This window comes from Mycobacterium sp. RTGN4 (assembly GCF_033804635.1).
Lineage (GTDB): Bacteria > Actinomycetota > Actinomycetes > Mycobacteriales > Mycobacteriaceae > Mycobacterium.
In genome coordinates this window covers 35,768-50,764 of the sequence record NZ_JAPZLB010000019.1, presented here as the reverse complement: position 1 = coordinate 50,764, position 14,997 = coordinate 35,768, and the positions used below count along the sequence as shown (strand labels likewise).

The 14,997-nt window shown below is 67.1% G+C and carries 18 protein-coding genes; 11 read left to right on the top strand and 7 right to left on the bottom strand.

The window, feature by feature from the left end; all coding sequences use genetic code 11:
- Positions 1–14: 14 nt before the first annotated feature.
- From SLQ30_RS29600 to SLQ30_RS29585, 4 genes are read left to right on the top strand one after another with little or no spacing between them, the layout of a single operon-like run.
- Positions 15–914 (top strand): metal-dependent hydrolase, encoded by a 900-nt coding sequence (locus SLQ30_RS29600; protein ID WP_319450510.1) that lies wholly within the window; start codon positions 15–17, stop codon positions 912–914.
- Entirely contained in the window at positions 914–2,023 is a 1,110-nt protein-coding gene (locus SLQ30_RS29595; protein WP_319450511.1) for a PDR/VanB family oxidoreductase, read from the top strand. Before SLQ30_RS29600 ends, SLQ30_RS29595 begins: the two co-directional genes overlap by 1 nt.
- A 29-nt stretch (positions 2,024–2,052) precedes the next feature.
- On the top strand, positions 2,053–3,489 hold the full coding sequence (locus SLQ30_RS29590) for a serine/threonine-protein kinase (RefSeq protein WP_319450512.1): 1,437 nt from the start codon (positions 2,053–2,055) through the stop codon (positions 3,487–3,489).
- Complete coding sequence (locus tag SLQ30_RS29585) at positions 3,486–3,989, top strand: nuclear transport factor 2 family protein (protein WP_319450513.1); 504 nt, start codon at positions 3,486–3,488, stop codon at positions 3,987–3,989. Before SLQ30_RS29590 ends, SLQ30_RS29585 begins: the two co-directional genes overlap by 4 nt.
- On the opposite strand, the gene SLQ30_RS29580 is transcribed toward SLQ30_RS29585, so the two are convergent.
- Positions 3,960–4,430: an NUDIX domain-containing protein gene (locus SLQ30_RS29580; RefSeq protein ID WP_319450514.1), complete on the bottom strand. Its 471-nt coding sequence runs from the start codon at positions 4,428–4,430 to the stop codon at positions 3,960–3,962. The genes SLQ30_RS29585 and SLQ30_RS29580 overlap by 30 nt on opposite strands.
- Positions 4,431–4,517: 87 nt before the next feature.
- On the opposite strand from SLQ30_RS29580, the gene SLQ30_RS29575 reads away from it, so the two are divergent.
- On the top strand, positions 4,518–5,294 hold the full coding sequence (locus SLQ30_RS29575) for a hypothetical protein (protein ID WP_319450515.1): 777 nt from the start codon (positions 4,518–4,520) through the stop codon (positions 5,292–5,294).
- A gap of 22 nt (positions 5,295–5,316) precedes the next feature.
- Positions 5,317–6,144 (top strand): SGNH/GDSL hydrolase family protein, encoded by an 828-nt coding sequence (locus SLQ30_RS29570; RefSeq protein WP_319450516.1) that lies wholly within the window; start codon positions 5,317–5,319, stop codon positions 6,142–6,144.
- A gap of 32 nt (positions 6,145–6,176) precedes the next feature.
- Here the strand turns inward: SLQ30_RS29570 and SLQ30_RS29565 are convergent, their stop codons facing one another.
- A complete protein-coding gene (locus SLQ30_RS29565) occupies positions 6,177–6,740 on the bottom strand; it encodes a hypothetical protein (protein WP_319450517.1) in 564 nt (187 codons plus the stop codon).
- A gap of 54 nt (positions 6,741–6,794) precedes the next feature.
- A complete protein-coding gene (locus SLQ30_RS29560) occupies positions 6,795–7,601 on the bottom strand; it encodes a ketosteroid isomerase family protein (protein ID WP_319450518.1) in 807 nt (268 codons plus the stop codon).
- 118 nt (positions 7,602–7,719) lie between these two features.
- On the opposite strand from SLQ30_RS29560, the gene SLQ30_RS29555 reads away from it, so the two are divergent.
- The 3 genes from SLQ30_RS29555 (at position 7,720) to SLQ30_RS29545 (ending at position 10,295) form a co-directional block, all read left to right on the top strand.
- Positions 7,720–8,073, top strand: a complete 354-nt coding sequence (locus SLQ30_RS29555; RefSeq protein WP_319450519.1) for a hypothetical protein — start codon at positions 7,720–7,722, stop codon at positions 8,071–8,073.
- Between the two features lie 57 nt (positions 8,074–8,130).
- Complete coding sequence (locus SLQ30_RS29550; protein ID WP_319450520.1) at positions 8,131–8,553, top strand: hypothetical protein; 423 nt, start codon at positions 8,131–8,133, stop codon at positions 8,551–8,553.
- A gap of 77 nt (positions 8,554–8,630) precedes the next feature.
- On the top strand, positions 8,631–10,295 hold the full coding sequence (locus tag SLQ30_RS29545; protein ID WP_319450521.1) for an acyl-CoA synthetase: 1,665 nt from the start codon (positions 8,631–8,633) through the stop codon (positions 10,293–10,295).
- Here SLQ30_RS29545 and SLQ30_RS29540 read toward each other — a convergent pair.
- From SLQ30_RS29540 to SLQ30_RS29530, 3 genes are all read right to left on the bottom strand, one after another.
- A complete protein-coding gene (locus SLQ30_RS29540) occupies positions 10,292–10,819 on the bottom strand; it encodes a hypothetical protein (RefSeq protein ID WP_319450522.1) in 528 nt (175 codons plus the stop codon). The two genes, SLQ30_RS29545 and SLQ30_RS29540, sit on opposite strands and share 4 nt — an antisense overlap.
- A 128-nt stretch (positions 10,820–10,947) precedes the next feature.
- Entirely contained in the window at positions 10,948–12,120 is a 1,173-nt protein-coding gene (locus SLQ30_RS29535) for an alpha-hydroxy acid oxidase (protein WP_319450523.1), read from the bottom strand.
- Positions 12,117–13,037, bottom strand: coding sequence for a cyclase family protein (locus tag SLQ30_RS29530; RefSeq protein ID WP_319450524.1), 921 nt, complete (start codon positions 13,035–13,037; stop codon positions 12,117–12,119). Before SLQ30_RS29530 ends, SLQ30_RS29535 begins: the two co-directional genes overlap by 4 nt.
- 64 nt (positions 13,038–13,101) lie before the next feature.
- On the opposite strand from SLQ30_RS29530, the gene SLQ30_RS29525 reads away from it, so the two are divergent.
- Both SLQ30_RS29525 and SLQ30_RS29520 read left to right on the top strand, forming a co-directional pair.
- Entirely contained in the window at positions 13,102–14,316 is a 1,215-nt protein-coding gene (locus SLQ30_RS29525; RefSeq protein ID WP_319450525.1) for a cytochrome P450, read from the top strand.
- A gap of 162 nt (positions 14,317–14,478) precedes the next feature.
- Positions 14,479–14,700, top strand: a complete 222-nt coding sequence (locus SLQ30_RS29520) for a hypothetical protein (protein WP_319450526.1) — start codon at positions 14,479–14,481, stop codon at positions 14,698–14,700.
- 59 nt (positions 14,701–14,759) lie between these two features.
- Here the strand turns inward: SLQ30_RS29520 and SLQ30_RS29515 are convergent, their stop codons facing one another.
- Entirely contained in the window at positions 14,760–14,951 is a 192-nt protein-coding gene (locus SLQ30_RS29515) for a ferredoxin (RefSeq protein ID WP_319450527.1), read from the bottom strand.
- Between the last annotated feature and the right edge of the window lie 46 nt (positions 14,952–14,997).

Below are 14,997 nucleotides of genomic sequence, written 5' to 3'. Positions count from 1 at the left end.
TAGGAGGGCTTGCCATGCTCCGACCACGTCGCTTCGACATCGAGATCGATCCAGGTCCCGTCCAGATCCAGGCCCGCAAGGTCCACTTCGACGTCACCGGGATCCCCGCGCACTGGATTCCGGACCACCCGGTGGCCTCTCATATGGTCAGCCTGCTCAACATCGTGTTGCCCGCCGCCGAGCGCTGGTTCGTCGCGACGTACAACGAGGCACTGCCTCTGGTCAGGGACCCGAAGCTGGCTGAAGACATCCGTGGCTTCATCGGCCAGGAGGCCACCCACGCCGACACTCATGAACAGGTGCTGCGTGAGTACATGGACGTCAACGGCATCGACGTCGCGCCCATGCTGGAACTCATCGAGTACGTCTTCGAAAAGATGCTGGCTCCCAGCGACACCGCCGACCCCAGGCGCCGGATGAACGAGCTCTGCGACCGGTTGTGGCTCATCGCCGGCATCGAGCACTACACCGCCCTGCTCGGCGACTTCTCGCTGAACTGTGCGTGGGACGACCACGACGCCGATCCGACGATCGTCGATCTCTTCCGCTGGCATGGAAGCGAAGAGGTCGAGCACCGCATGGTGGCCCACGACGTCGCCACCTACTTCCGCGACAGCTACTTCGATCGCATCCGTGCCATGTCGATCGCCATTGGGATGATGTATTTCTTCTTCCAACGCGGCGCGTGGTACCTGGTCAAGTCGGACCCGAGCCTCGACGTGGGCTGGTTGCGCATGCAGCGCATGCGGATGCGCGACTCCAAGCTGGGACTGCTACCGGTCTTCCGAAAGCTGTTCGGCTCCAACACGTTCATGTACTTCCGGCCCAGTTTCTCGCCGGAGCAGATGGGATCCACCGCGCAGGCCGTCGCGTATCTGGCCAGCTCCCCCGCGGCCCGCGCGGCGCACCTTTGATGGGCCTGGTCTCGCGGTGGCGCGAACTGCCGCCCGCGCCGGCCAGTCGTCGGGGTGGGCGCGCATGGTCGGTCGGGCTCGCCGACGCCGCGGTGTCGGGGCTCTTCGCGTTGTCCGGCGCGTGGCGCAAGCCGGCAGGCCTCCAGGTCGTCGAGCGTGCCATTCCGCTTGTCGTCGCCGCCCGTGACGTCGTGGCGCGCGACCAGGACGTTATCGCCGTGCGCTTCGCCGCCCCTGGTGGGAGCGACCTTCCCAGGTGGCACCCGGGTTCACATCTCGACGTCCACCTGCCCAGCGGACGCGTCCGTCAGTACTCACTGTGCGGGGATCCGCAGGACAGGTCGTCGTACCGCATCGCGGTGCGTCGCATACCCCACGGTGGCGGCGGCTCGATCGAGATCCACGATGAACTAGCGGTCGGCACGCCAGTAACCACGAATGGGCCCCGCAACGCGTTCCCACTCACGATGCCGGGCTACGGATCGCCGACTCAGCAGTTCCGCTTCATTGCGGGCGGCATCGGGATCACGCCCATCCTGTCGATGCTGGCGGCGGCCGAAACGGTGGGTGTGGACTGGTCGATGGTGTACGCCGGCCGCAGCTTGGACAGCCTGCCGTTCCTCGAGGAACTGGCCCGCTTCGGGCCACGGGTCGACGTCCGGACAGACGATGTCCACGGCTTGCCATCGGCCGCGGATCTGCTCGGCGAGTGCCCGGACGGGACGACGGTCTACGCATGCGGCCCCGCGCCGATGCTCACCGCGATCCGTACGCAGCTGGTCGGGCGCGACGACGTCGAACTGCACTTCGAACGGTTCGCGGCGCCGCCGGTGGTCGACGGTTCCGAGTTCACGGTCACCATCGGCTCGACCGGCCAATCGGTTGACGTCGCTGCCGACGAGACCATACTCACTGCGCTCAACCGCGCGGGGGTACACGCCCCGTACTCCTGTCAGCAGGGGTTTTGCGGCACCTGCAGGACCAGGGTGGCATCGGGCACCGTGGACCATCGCGACACGCTGCTCACCGACCCAGAACGCGACGCCGGAATGATGCTCATTTGCGTCTCCCGCGCGGCAGCCGACGAGCCCCTCGTGCTCGAGCTCTGAGCCGCACCGCGGCGGACTACGATGCGCCCATGGCGTTGGCCGACGGGACGACTTTTGCCGGTTACACCATCGTGCGGCGGCTGGGCTCCGGCGGCATGGGTGAGGTCTATCTCGCTCAGCACCCCAGACTGCCCCGTCAGGACGCCCTCAAGGTGCTTCGTGCCGAAGTCTCCGCGGACGGTGAATATCGCGAGCGCTTCGAGCGCGAGGCCGATATCGCGGCCACCCTTTGGCACCCTCACATCGTCGGCGTGCACGACCGTGGCGAGTTCGGCGGCCAGCTGTGGATCGCCATGGACTACGTCGACGGCACCGATGCCGCTCACCTGCTCCGGGAGCGCCATCCCGACGGCATGCCTGGCCTCGAGGTCGCCGCGCTCATCACCGCCGTGGCCGAGGCGCTCGACTATGCACATCAACGCAACCTGCTGCACCGCGACGTCAAGCCCGCCAACGTGCTGCTTGCCCATCCCGATTCACCCGATCAGCGCATACTCTTGGCCGATTTCGGGATCGCCCGCTGGGCGGACGACCCCAGCGGGTTGACGGCTACCAACATGACGGTTGGCACGGTGTCGTACGCGGCACCCGAGCAGCTGATGGGCGGTGTGCTGGACGGGCGGGCGGACCAATATGCCTTGGCGGCCACGGCATTTCACCTACTTACCGGCGCGCCACCGTTTCAGCATTCCAATCCGGCCGTCGTCATCAGCCAGCACCTGAGCGCGACTCCCCCGGCCGTCGGCGACCGCCGCCCCGAACTGTCGGCGCTCGACCCGGTGCTCGCCAAGGCCTTGGCGAAGGACCCCAAGGACCGCCATGAGCGATGTGCAGACTTCGCACGCGCGCTGGCCCACCGGATCGGCGCGGACGACGGGTCCGACGCAACCCGGCTGTCGCACGCGACGACGGCCGCGCCAGCAGGCCGCCGGTCGCTGCTTCGGGCAGGCGTCATCGTGCCCGCCGTGCTGGCATTGCTGCTGGTCGCCGCCGTTGCCTTCGCGCTGCTGGAGTTGACCCGTGCTGACGACGAGCAGACCGCGCCGCGGACTACCAGCACATCGCCGACGACTTCACCCAGCACGCCGGCTCTGCTTACGCCCCCACCGCCCCCAATCACCGCGACGGTCACCGAGCAGGAGCCCTCGACCAGTGGCGTGGCCACCACGACGGCTCCCGCGGCGCCGGTCGCAGTCATCGGGGCAAGCTGTTCGCCCGTGGGGGCCACCGCCACTACCGCCGGCGGGCAGCAGGCCTACTGCTCGAACCTGCAGGGCACGGGCAGCACGATCTGGTCGTTGACACAGGGGGACGTGCCCAGTCCTACGGTGACAGTGACGACCCAACCGACCGATACGCCGCTGCCAACCGAGGAGGAATCGCCGGTGCGGGTCTGCATGCAGCAGACCGGGCAGTCGCGCTTGCGTTGCATGTTGGACATCCGGCGAAGCAACGGTCGGGCGTGACCGGGCCGCCCACGATCGCGGTGGCGGACCGGCTGGCGCTGACCGACCTGGTTCACCTCTATGCGGCCGCCGTTGACGACCGAAGATTCGACGACGTCGTCGAATTGTTCACCGATACAGCCGAATTGCGTCTTCCCAATCCTCCTCGTGAACTGACTCCGGTAGGCGTGCAACTCGGCCGGGCCGGTGTGCGTGCCGCGATGAACGCCTTGGCGGCCATCGACCGGACCGAACACGCGATCGTCGGCGAGGTGTACGCCGCGAGCCCCGATCCCGACTACGCGCTTGGGCGCATCACCTGCATCGCCCACCACTGGTCGGCGGGCGGCGGCCAGCCGACCGACCTGGTCTGGCACCTGCGCTACGACGACGAATACCTACGCACCAAGGCTGGTTGGCGGATCAACGGCCGCGCGCTCACGATCAACGCGATCGAGACCCGCCAGGTTCGTCGGTTGCGCCCGACGCACTCATCCGGCAACGGCAAGGTGCTCGAGTAGTCGATCGAGCAGCGGTTGTTGGCCCTTGAGTAGCTTCGACCGAGCTGTGTCGATTGCGAACCAGCCCACCCTGTCGACTTCGGGATACTCCCTGACTTTGCCGGAGCCCTTCGGCCATTCCAGTTCGAAGGTATTGCTCCTGCTGTGCGTGACGTCGAGGTCGCCACGTACCGCATACGCCGTAATGATCTTGCCGCCAGGCTGTTTCACGGGCGCCATGTCGAGTCGCGGGCCGGCTGGCGCGGACAATCCGAGCTCTTCGCGGAACTCCCGCTGCGCCGCCGCCCACGGGTCCTCGTCGTCGGCGTACTCCCCCTTCGGGATGGTCCAGACGCCGTCGTCCTTGCGCGCCCAGAACGGACCGCCGGGGTGACCCAGCAGCACCTCGACGCCCGCGTCGGTGATTCGATACAGCAGCAGCCCTGCACTCCGCTTCGGCACGGGCCAAGCCTAGGCAGTGGCTCGGTCGCAGCCGACGGGCAACCTGCGAAGTTGGCCCTCGGCACCGCGATGAAGGATGCTGAAGTAGTGACGCGTCCTGGCTCGTTGTTCGGGTGGGATCCGTTCCGGCCGTTCGTCGGACTGGCCAATAGCGGCGTCTTCGCGGCTCATTTGACGGCGTTCATCACGTTGCGTCAGTTGGTGCTGGGCAGGCGACTGGCGGTTCGGCTCGATACCGGCGAGCTGGTGCTCAGTCTCGTCGAGATCGACTCCCGCGTCGGTATGCGCGGAGTGGCGGTCGGGCAACTCAACGACGTCAGGTTGGTCGCCGAGCAGGTTCGCTGGAATCAGCATCACTTCGGCCAGGCCACCGCGGTGCTGCACAACGTTGCGCTCCGCCCGTCGGTACCGCCGGTGTTGGTGGCCGCGCCCGTCGAGTTGACGCTCGACGTGCCTGCCTCCGCGCTCGAAGAGCTGTTCCGGTGGGCGGCCCCGCGGCTGTCCGGCGAGGTCGGACCCGACGGGATTGCCCGGCTGCGCTTCGCGAACCGTCCGGGGGCCGGCCACGTCGAGGTGGAGACTCGCCTCGACGGATCCACCCTGTGGCTCAAACCGCGGGCGATCACGCGGCGGCGACGCTGGAAGCTGCCTGCTCGCACGCCCTCCTACCCCGTCCAACTGCCCCCGCTGCCACACGGTTTGCAGTTGACCGGCGTCGAGTTCGACGCCGACGTCATGCGCCTGCGCGGCACGCTCCCGGAATGGCGCGCGGAGCTGCCACGAATGCTTCTGGACGACATGATCGCTCAGCTGAGCGTCGTGGGGCGGACGCTGAACCTGAGCTGGCCGAGCACGGGTGTCTGATCGTTTACTACCATCTGCCGTCGTGGTAGATCGCAAGGCGCCCGCGTTCACTCGTTACGTCGCGATAGGCGACAGTCAGAGCGAGGGACTGTGGGACGGCGACGACACCACGGGCGTGCATGGCTTCGCCGACAGGCTCGCGGTGCGCCTGGATTCGCACGACCCCGGGCTCACCTACGCCAACCTGGCCGTCAGGGGCAAGCGGGTCCGTGACGTCATCGACGAACAGTTGCCCGTCGCGCTGGCCATGAAACCCGACCTCGTCACCAGCTGCATCGGCATGAACGACGTGACGAAACCGGGGCGCTCCTTCGGTCGCGCGCTCGCCGACCTGGAGTATCTGCACGACCGGCTCGCGGAATCCGGAGCCACGGTCGTCACGACTACGTTTCCCGATCTGGTGCAGATCCTGCCGGTGGGTCGGCTGATCGCGGACCGCGTGGTCGAGATCAACGAGGTGATCCGAGATGCGGCGGCGCGACACGGCTTCCGGCTCGTCGACCTCTATGGTGCGCCGTCGATGCTCGACCCGGACACGTGGAGCGCCGATCGCGTGCACGGCTCACCGCGAGGGCACGCGCTGTTCGCCGCCGCTGCGGCCGAGGCGTTGGAACTGCCTGGCAGCAACCATGATTGGGCGCGGGTCCGCGCTCACGTGGTGCGGCCCGGATTTCGGTCGCGGATGTATTCACAGGCCCTATGGACGCAGAACCTGTTGATGCCGTGGTTGTGGCGCCACTTCAGGGGGCGCTCCAGCGGCGACGGCCGCGACCCAAGGCGTGGAGCGCTGGCCGGGGTCGACGGGCTAGCCGACCTGCTCGAGCCGGCCCCTTCGTCAGAAGCCGAATAGTCCAAGCGGGAAAGGAGTCTGTCCGTTACTCGCTAGATTCCCGTCCAGGTGGAGTCCAGCTGCTCGGCCACGTCGATGATCTTGGCCTTGACTGACTCTGGGCTGTCGATCTCACCGGCCACATGGGCGGCGATGAAGCGCTTGATCTCGTCATCCACCCCCGCGACGATCCGTAGCACCTCCGCCCGCAGGGATTTCGATGTCACGTGAATGGCGATGTCCGACGGCCGGGGTTTGTGCACGTCGAGAATCAACAGCAACGGCTCGGCGGCGAGCGCGGTGGCCCGCAGGGCGATCTCGCCGAACACCATGAACCGCGGTTTGTCGATGCGGAGGTCGATGACCATGTCGATCTCGAGCGGAATGCGGATGGCGAACGTGATCTGCTCGCCGACCTGGCGCGTGACTTCCGGCGGCTGGACCTGGACCTTTGCCGTGACCTTGGCGATCTTGCCCGGGCCCTGGGCGATGGGGCCGATCTCGAACCCTTCACCGGCGATGGCACCGAGCGCGTCGGCGACGCGCTCCTCGGTGACGGCGATCTCGAAGAATTTCCGGCCGAATTCTTCGTACGTCAGTTGTTCGTGCTCAGGCATGGTGTTCCTACCGTCTCACGTCCGCCGCGGCGGACGTGACCAGGTGGCCCATTCTCAATCGTCGGCGAAGATCCGGATTCTGGAGATCTCCGTGGGCCTGCCCAATTCCGCGATGAGCACGCTGCGCTGACTGCCCCGCTCGATGGTCGCCGCCACCGAGCCACCAGATGCGATCACCTTGCGCCAGCGTGCGCCCGTGAGCCGGGACATCAGGTCCGACGTGCCGAGCCTGCTGTCATCGCCCAGTGTCACCAGCGCGGAGGCGAGCAGTCGCCGGGCCGCAAGCTCGTTGCCCGTGCACGCGGCGGAGAGCAACCGGACGACGTGGCGCTTACCGCGGCCACGGACACCGCGAAACCCCGAAAGGAAGCCAATGGTGCCGCCGATGCCTTGATTGGCGAGCAGTGCGCGCGAGAGCGACATCCCCGCTGGGACGACCGCCCGCCCGCCGCGGGCGAACTGCAGCACCATGGCCGGCAGCTCCCAATATGCTTGCAGCCGAGCGATCTTCAGTTGGTCACCGCTGGCGTCGACGTCGTAGCGCAGGTAGGTCGGAATCCGCATGACGAGCGACGAGGCCATTGTCACCTCGAGCTCGAGGTCGCGGATCACCGTCGCACCGGTCACGATGTCGGTATCGCGGTGAAACACGATGTCGCGCGGTCCGATGAAGGTGTCGTAGAAGCGGCTCAGTGCGGCGGCTGCGCGGTGCGGCCGCGAACCGACGGGGTCCTCGACGGTTCCGTCCGCCGTGAAGAGCCCGACCCAACCTGCGCGATCGTGTGCTCCGGCGGCCGCGGGCGACTGTTCGACGACGGCGAGCAGCTCGGCTCTGGAGTGGTCGTACTTCGCAACGGGCATGCCAATCACTTACCACCCCGGGATGGTGGACCGCGAAGGGCGTGGCGAACTTCGTCGTCGACCTGCACACTGGGCAGTAGCGCGGATGCCGAATACGGCGCGCATTGAGGAGTGCCCCATGAGTCAGAATCCGTTTGGTTTCGATCCCGACGACCTCGACCGAGTCATGCGTGAGGCCGGTGACGGACTGCGGGAGGCGCTCGGCAGGATGGGCAAGCAGGCCGGCTGGGCGACGCTGCTCGACGAGTTCACTCGTTCGACGCGACCCAAGAACGAACCCGAGACAACCGGCGAGACCGGCGACGGGGTGTGGTCCATCTACACCGTCAACGACGCGGGCGGCGCCCACATCGAAGAGGTCTACCCGACTGAACTGGACGCCCTACGTGCCAACAAGACCAATACCGACCCGAATCGCAAGGTGCGCTTCCTCCCGTACGGAATCGCGGTCAGCGTCCTCGACGCCGAATAACCAGGCCCGCGGGCGAAACCGCTCGAGTACTCCGCGATAGCCGTTAGGATTCGCGGCATGATTCGCGAACTGACGATTGCCGCCGCGATCGCTGGGGCGGCCATCGCGCTCGCACCGTCGGCCGTTGCCGACCCTGGCCCGATGTATCCCGACCATCCGGGCCGCTATCCGACGGACACTCCCGGCATGAACTACGAGGCCTCGTTGAATGCGCCGTGCGACAACTATGAGGTGAACACCTTCGGTCGCGGTCCAGGCGGCGAGTCGCTGGTCTGTCACTACATCCCGAACCAGTGGCCGCCCGTCTACACCGGCTTCTGGGTGTCGTCGTATCCGATCCAGGGCGTCAAGGACATCGGTTCGCCATGCGGCGGTCCCAAGATGGCAGCCCAGGCCCCGGACGGTCGCCCCATGGTGTGCCTCGGCGCGCAGGGTTGGCAGCCGGGCACGTTGACCGGCGCTGGCTTCTTCCCGGGCTGACGCGCCGCAATCCGATGTCGCCGCCGGCGCGGCTCCGCCGACCATACATAGGTTGACGGACTGTATGGTCGGCTGTCATGGGTGCTGACACGAAGTTCAACCTGTCGGACGTCTTCCGCACGGTAGCCACGACGATTCCCGACCACACCTACCTGGTGTGGCGCGACCGCAGGCTCACCTACGCTCAGGCCGACGCCCGCGTCGACGGCTTCGCCCGGTACCTGACGTCGGTGGGGTTGGGATGCCACACCGAGCGCGATGCCCTCGAAGGTCACGAATCCGGCCAGGACCACCTCGGGATCTACCTACGCAACGGCAACGAATATCTCGAGGCCATGACCGGCAGCTACCGCGCCAGGGTGGCCCCCTTCAACGTCAGCTACCGCTACGTCGAATCCGAACTGGTCTACCTGCTCACCGATTCGAAGGCGCGGGCCTTGGTGTATCCCGCAGAGTTCGCGCCGCGAGTGGCCGCCATCCGCGACCAGCTGCCCGACCTCCAAGTGTTGATTCAGGTCGCCGACGAGTCCGGAAACGCCCTCCTCGACGGGGCCGTCGACTACGAAACCATCCTGGCCACCCCGGAACCAGCGGGCGGGATGCCGACACCGTCTGGCGACGATCTGTACTTGCTCTACACCGGCGGAACCACCGGCATGCCGAAGGGCGTGCTGTGGCGACAGCACGACATCTTCCTGTCCTCTATGGGCGGGCGCCCTTGGGGCGCTGACGAATTCACCGCGTCGTATGCCGAGCTAGCCGAGAAGGCCAAGGCCGCAGCCGGGGCGATGTCGATCCTGGTGATCCCGCCGTTCATGCACGGCGCCGCCCAATGGGCGGCCTACACCATGGTCACGATGGGCGGCCGGTTGGTCATTCCCGACGACGTCGAGCGCATGCGTGCGCCCGACGTGCTGAGGCTGGTCGAGCGGGAGAAGGTGATCAGCATCCCCGTCGTCGGCGACGCGATCGCCCGGCCACTCATCGACGAGATCGAGCGGGGCGACTACGACCTGTCGAGTCTCATCACGTTCACCAACGGTGGTGCGCCGCTGTCGCCCACGGTCCGCGAACGCATCCATGCCGCGCTGCCCAATGTCATGGTCATGGACGCCGTCGGGGCCTCCGAATCCGGCGCGCAGATGAGCACGGTGAGCACACCGGGCGCCGGGTCGCAGGCGGCAGTCTTCACGCCGCAGTCCGACACCGCCGTCGTGTCGGCGGAGTTCGACCGGGTGCTCTCCCCCGGCGAGGGCCAGGGTTGGCTCGCGCGCCGCGCGCTGATCCCGCTGGGCTACCTCGGGGACGCGGAGAAGACGGCCCGTACCTTCCTCGTGATCGATGGCGTGCGGTGGTCGGTGCCGGGCGATCGGGCAAACGTGTTGGAAGACGGCAGAATTCAACTGCTCGGGCGCGACTCGGTCACCATCAACTCGGGCGGCGAGAAGATCTTCGTCGAGGAGGTCGAGCGCGCGGTCGCCGCTCATCCCAGCGTGTACGACGTCGTCGTGGTCGGGCGCCCGTCGGAACGCTGGGGTAGTGAAGTCGTGGCCGTCGTGCAGTTCGCCGACGGTGCGACCGCGACCGACGCGGAACTTGTCGAAACCTGCGGCAAGTCGATCGCGCGCTACAAGATTCCGAAGGCCTTCGTCCGGACCGAGAAGGTCGTGCGATCACCTGCAGGCAAGGCGGACTACCGCTGGGCCAAGGAAGTCGCCAGCGTGGCCGAGGTTTCGGGCTAGCCGGCCAGGAACGCGGTGGGTCTGCGCCGGAAGACCTCGACCGCACCGACCGGCTCGTCGAGTCCCGCAGCGCGCAGCGCATGCGCCTTGAACGCGCGCGCCGCCGAACTGAGCACGTGCTCGACGGATTCGACCCCGCGGTCGAATCCGCTGGTGCCAGAAGAACCCCAAAGCGTCACTTCGCCGAGCCCGCGCTTCATCGCGCGGAGCACGTCCTCCCGCAGCAGCGAGTTCGCCGCCAGGGCGTCCGTCGAGACGGCGAGCGCCAACGCGCGGGGCGGCGCGGTTGGATCGTCCTCGGACTCCAGTCGTTGAGCCCGCAGCCCAAGGATTTGGAGCGGGGTGATGTCGCCTTCGGTTGTGACCAGCACGCTGACGTCCCAGCCGGACATCGCGCGGTCGAACAGCCATCCCCCTGCGTGGCGCACGACATCGGTGACGTCGCAGGCAGTGACGTCGAGTTGGTACTTGCCGTGCCTGCCGCTAGCAACGCGCGCACGCATTCCTGACGTCTGTGCACTCACGACATCCCACCCCTGAGTTCTCTCGCATGGATTTTCAGGCCTGACCGCGGCATCTCATGAGCGTGACAGTTGCGCGCCGATCTGTAAAGGGGTCAATCGGCGATTCGGGCGACAACGTGCGTGTTCACTCAGTTCTTTGCGGCGACGTGAGCCCTCGTCAAATCGGTCACGCTGGCCACTCCCATCAGGGTCAGCGCCTTTCGCAGATCCTCGGCGAGCACGGTCAGTACGGCCTCGACGCCTGCGTCACCGGCCACCGCGAGGCCGTACAGGTACGGTCGCCCGACCATCACCGCGTCGGCACCGAGGGCGAGTGCAGTGACGACGTCCGTGCCGCTCCGGATGCCGCCGTCGAGCAGCACGGTCGCGCGATCGCCGACTGCGTCAGCGATGTCCAGCAGTGCGTCGAGCGACGCAGCTGCACCGTTGAGTTGGCGGCCACCGTGATTCGAGACGATCACTCCCGTCGCCCCGACTTGGTCGACGGCCAGCACGGCATCCTGAGGTTCGAGGACGCCCTTGACCAGGAATGGGCCGTCCCACCGCTTGCGCAGCGATGCCACGTCCGCCCAGGTGAGATCCGGTCGCATCCGGCGTTCCTGCAGCGTCACCGACTCGACGGCGCCTGCCGCCCCGCGGGTGGCGGTGAGGTTGCGCATCGTCATGCGGCGATGCCGCAACAATCCGTACCACCACGCGGGTCGGATCGCGGCGTCAACGATGCGCCGAGGCGTCAGGATCGGCGGGTGGCCCATGCCGGTGCGACGTTCGCCGGTCCGATTGCCCTGGACGGGCACGTCGACGGTGACGACCAGCGTGCGGTATCCGGCGTCCCTCGCCCGGTCGAGCATCGAGTCCATGAACGTGTCACCCCATGGATACAGCTGGAACCAGTGGTCGTGTCCGGTGCCTGCCGCCACCTCTTCGATCGAGTACGACGAGGCGGTGCTCAGCGTGATGCGGGTGCCTGCGCGCTCGGCGGCACGGGCCGCTCCGAGTTCGCCCGACCAGTGCGCCAGCCCGGTCAAGCCGGTCGGCGACAGCAGCACCGGCAACGCGAGGCTCTGTCCGCAGATGGTGGTCGAGATATCGGCTTCGGCATGACCGGTCAGGACCCGTTGGCGCAGTGCCCATTTCGCGAAGGCGTCGCGGTTGGCTCGCATGGTGCGTTCGTCCTCGGCTCCGCCGTCGAGGTATGCCCACACCATCTTCGGTAGGGCGCGCTGCGCGGCCGCCCGGTAATCGTCGACGCTGACCAAGGGCCGCCGTGTCCGCAGCCGGTATTGGAATGCGCCGCTCATTTGATGGCGATGGGACTGACCGGCGAGCCGACCGCGTGCGTGATGTGCAGCGGCGGTGCGACGAACATGAAACTCCACCGACCGTCCGCGGCGCAGTCGTCGGCCAGGGCGTCGAGATCGAGAATCTCCGCCAGCGGCATGCCCATGTCGCGAATCAGGATGCAGTGCAACGGCACCATCGCGCCGCGGATCGGGCTCGGCATCACCTCGATGGCCCAGTTGTCGGAGCCGACGGCGGCCACCGAGCGGTCATGCAGCCACTGAGCGCAATCGAGGTTCAGCCCAGGCTCAGTGGCCATCCAGCCGTCGCTTCCCTCGGCGAGCAGCTTGGCCCGCCATCCGGTCCGTACCAGCAGGAAGTCGCCGGCACCGACGGTAACGCCCTGGGCGCGTTCGGCGTCTTCGAGGTCGGCTGGCGTGATGGGAGTGCCGCCCTCGAGCCAGGACGTCTCTTGCAGACGGGCGATGTCGAGCAGCACCCCGCGCCCGACGAGCCGACCAGTCATGGCGTCGATGGCCAGTCGCCGGGCGCCGGACCGCGTGTCGACGTCATCCGTCGAGTAGCCGTTGTACATCTGGCCGTCGTAGGCGACGTGTGCGAGCGCGTCCCACTGCGTGCCGGACTGCAGCGGCATGATGATCCAGTCGTCGGAGATGGCCACGCCGTGCGGGTTCGCCCAGTCCCGCGGTTGCATCGACATGAGATGCACCGGGTTGATACGCCCGCCCATGCCGCTCTGGGGGCCGTCGCTTCCCACCGGGATGCTGAGGTGAAACGTCTTGCCGGCGCGCACCGCTGCAGCCGCTGCTTGGATGTGCTCCGGTCGTACCAGGTTCAAAGTGCCGAGCTGATCGTCGGGTCCCCATCGGCCCCAGTTGGACAACGCCTTGCCGAGCTCCTTGAAGTTCGCCGTCACGCGTTACAGAATTGCACAACACTGTCAACACGGACAGCGAGTTGCCCACTATTGGAGGACGCCCGTGCGCCAGGCCCCCGCGTTGACGTTCGACACCGCTGATCCCGAGTTCGTGCGCGCGCCGTGGGAGCGCTACGCGGAGATCCGCCGGCTCGGCGGGGTGGTCTACAACGAACAGGTCAACCGCTGGATGGTGTCCGACTTCGAACCGGTGCGACGAATCCTGACCACACCAACCATTTTCGGCTCCGAACGAGGGCAGGTCGAGCAGGCGGCAGTGTTCGGCGGACCGACGATGGAGTTCTACGACGGCCCGCACCACGACGACATGCGCGCCATCTGGTCGGACGACTTCCGGCCGAAGGCGTTGGCAGGGCTTCGCCCGGTCATCGCAGGGCTCGTCCGCGAGCGGCTCGCGCCCGTGGTGGACCGGCTTCTGGCAGGTGAGCAGGTCGAGGCAGTGGCGGAGCTGACCAGGGGCATTCCCACCGCGGTGATCGCCCACATGTTGGGCATCGAGCCGGACATGGTGGACCAATTCGCGGCGTGGAGCGACGCGATGGGTGCCTCCGCAGAGGGCTACACGAATCCCGGCGAACGCGGCCGGGAGCTTATCGCCGCGGGCAAGCAGGCGACCGCCGCCCTCAATGACTACATCCGCGCTCAACTCGAATTGCGCCGCTGCCCATCGCATGACGGCGCCGATCTCATCACCACGATGGTGCGCGCGGACTACGCATGCGACCACATGACCGAACAGGAGATCGTTGCGAGCAACACCCAGTTGGTGTTTGCGGGCAACGAGACCACGGCGAAATTGTTGGCGCAGCTCCTGGTCACCTTGGCTGCACATCCCGAGCAGCGCCGCGCCATCCAGGCCGACCGAACGCTGATACCGGCAGCGGTCGAGGAGACGCACCGTTTCGAGGCGATCACCCATTCGGTGTTCCGCGACGCCATCGGCGACGATGCGACGATCGGGGACGTCACGATCCCAGCGGACCAGAGGATCACGCTGTTGCTTGGCGCGGCCAACCGCGATCCTGCGCGTTGGGACCGCGCCAACGAGTTCGACGTGTTCCGTAAGAAGTTGCCCCACATCGGTTTTGCGTTCGGAATGCACAGCTGCCTCGGCATGAACCTGGCCAAACTGGAAGCCCAGATCTTCCTCGAACAGCTCGTCGACGCCGTGCCCGACTGGGACGTCGCCGATCCCGTCGACTATGGCAAGAACTTCGCCGTGCGTGGGCCGAGCGCGGTGCACATCTCGGTGCCCTGACGCAGATCGGGCGGGTTGTCCACCGATCGGGGGACCGCGGGTTCCTCCGGCGGAGGCCCGATGGGCGGACAGACTTCCGTGGTCACCCGCGACATAGTTGTGTCATCGCCGGAAACACACCGGCCGAGGAACTGAAAATTCCACTGACACAAGGAGAATCACATGAACGCCGTCGCTCGCCGGATCGCCGCCGCAGCCGCCTTGACCGTCGCCCCCGCAGTGCTCGCCGTTGGGCTCGCCGCCACCAGTCACGCATCCACCGTCGTACCCAACCCGGGTCCCCAGACCTTCGCGGGCCAGCACGACGTCGGCGGCGTGAACGGAACGGGCATCACCCCTGGCAGTCGGGAGCACCACCGCCACCAGAAGCACAAGAACAGGTAGTCACGTGTCGCCTACGGGCCCGGATGCCGTCAGCATCCGGGCGCTTGGTGCTTCAGGACCTATCCGAGTAGTCGCAGCGCCGCGGCGGGGCACTGCGTGACGGCCTGATTGAGCAGACTGCGGTCGAGGTTGGCGGCGTGCTCGTGGTCGATCACCACGCTGCCGTCGTCCTGCACCTCGAAGACGTCCTCGGCGATCGACTCACAGATGCCGTGCCCGGTGCACTTGCCGAGGTCGACTTCGACGTTCATGAGCCCTCCGGTGCGCGCTGATCGATACGCCCATAGCGTGACACTT

Excerpts from the sequence above, each read along its gene's own strand:
- SLQ30_RS29555 (WP_319450519.1), top strand. The coding sequence starts at position 7,720 with ATGAGTCAGAATCCGTTTGGTTTCGATCCCGACGACCTCGACCGAGTC.
- SLQ30_RS29560 (WP_319450518.1), bottom strand. The coding sequence starts at position 7,601 with ATGCCCGTTGCGAAGTACGACCACTCCAGAGCCGAGCTGCTCGCCGTC.
- SLQ30_RS29520 (WP_319450526.1), top strand. The coding sequence starts at position 14,479 with ATGAACGCCGTCGCTCGCCGGATCGCCGCCGCAGCCGCCTTGACCGTC.
- SLQ30_RS29535 (WP_319450523.1), bottom strand. The coding sequence starts at position 12,120 with ATGAGCGGCGCATTCCAATACCGGCTGCGGACACGGCGGCCCTTGGTC.
- SLQ30_RS29545 (WP_319450521.1), top strand. The coding sequence starts at position 8,631 with ATGGGTGCTGACACGAAGTTCAACCTGTCGGACGTCTTCCGCACGGTA.
- SLQ30_RS29590 (WP_319450512.1), top strand. The coding sequence starts at position 2,053 with ATGGCGTTGGCCGACGGGACGACTTTTGCCGGTTACACCATCGTGCGG.
- SLQ30_RS29565 (WP_319450517.1), bottom strand. The coding sequence starts at position 6,740 with ATGCCTGAGCACGAACAACTGACGTACGAAGAATTCGGCCGGAAATTC.
- SLQ30_RS29595 (WP_319450511.1), top strand. The coding sequence starts at position 914 with ATGGGCCTGGTCTCGCGGTGGCGCGAACTGCCGCCCGCGCCGGCCAGT.
- SLQ30_RS29515 (WP_319450527.1), bottom strand. The coding sequence starts at position 14,951 with ATGAACGTCGAAGTCGACCTCGGCAAGTGCACCGGGCACGGCATCTGT.
- SLQ30_RS29600 (WP_319450510.1), top strand. The coding sequence starts at position 15 with ATGCTCCGACCACGTCGCTTCGACATCGAGATCGATCCAGGTCCCGTC.
- SLQ30_RS29550 (WP_319450520.1), top strand. The coding sequence starts at position 8,131 with ATGATTCGCGAACTGACGATTGCCGCCGCGATCGCTGGGGCGGCCATC.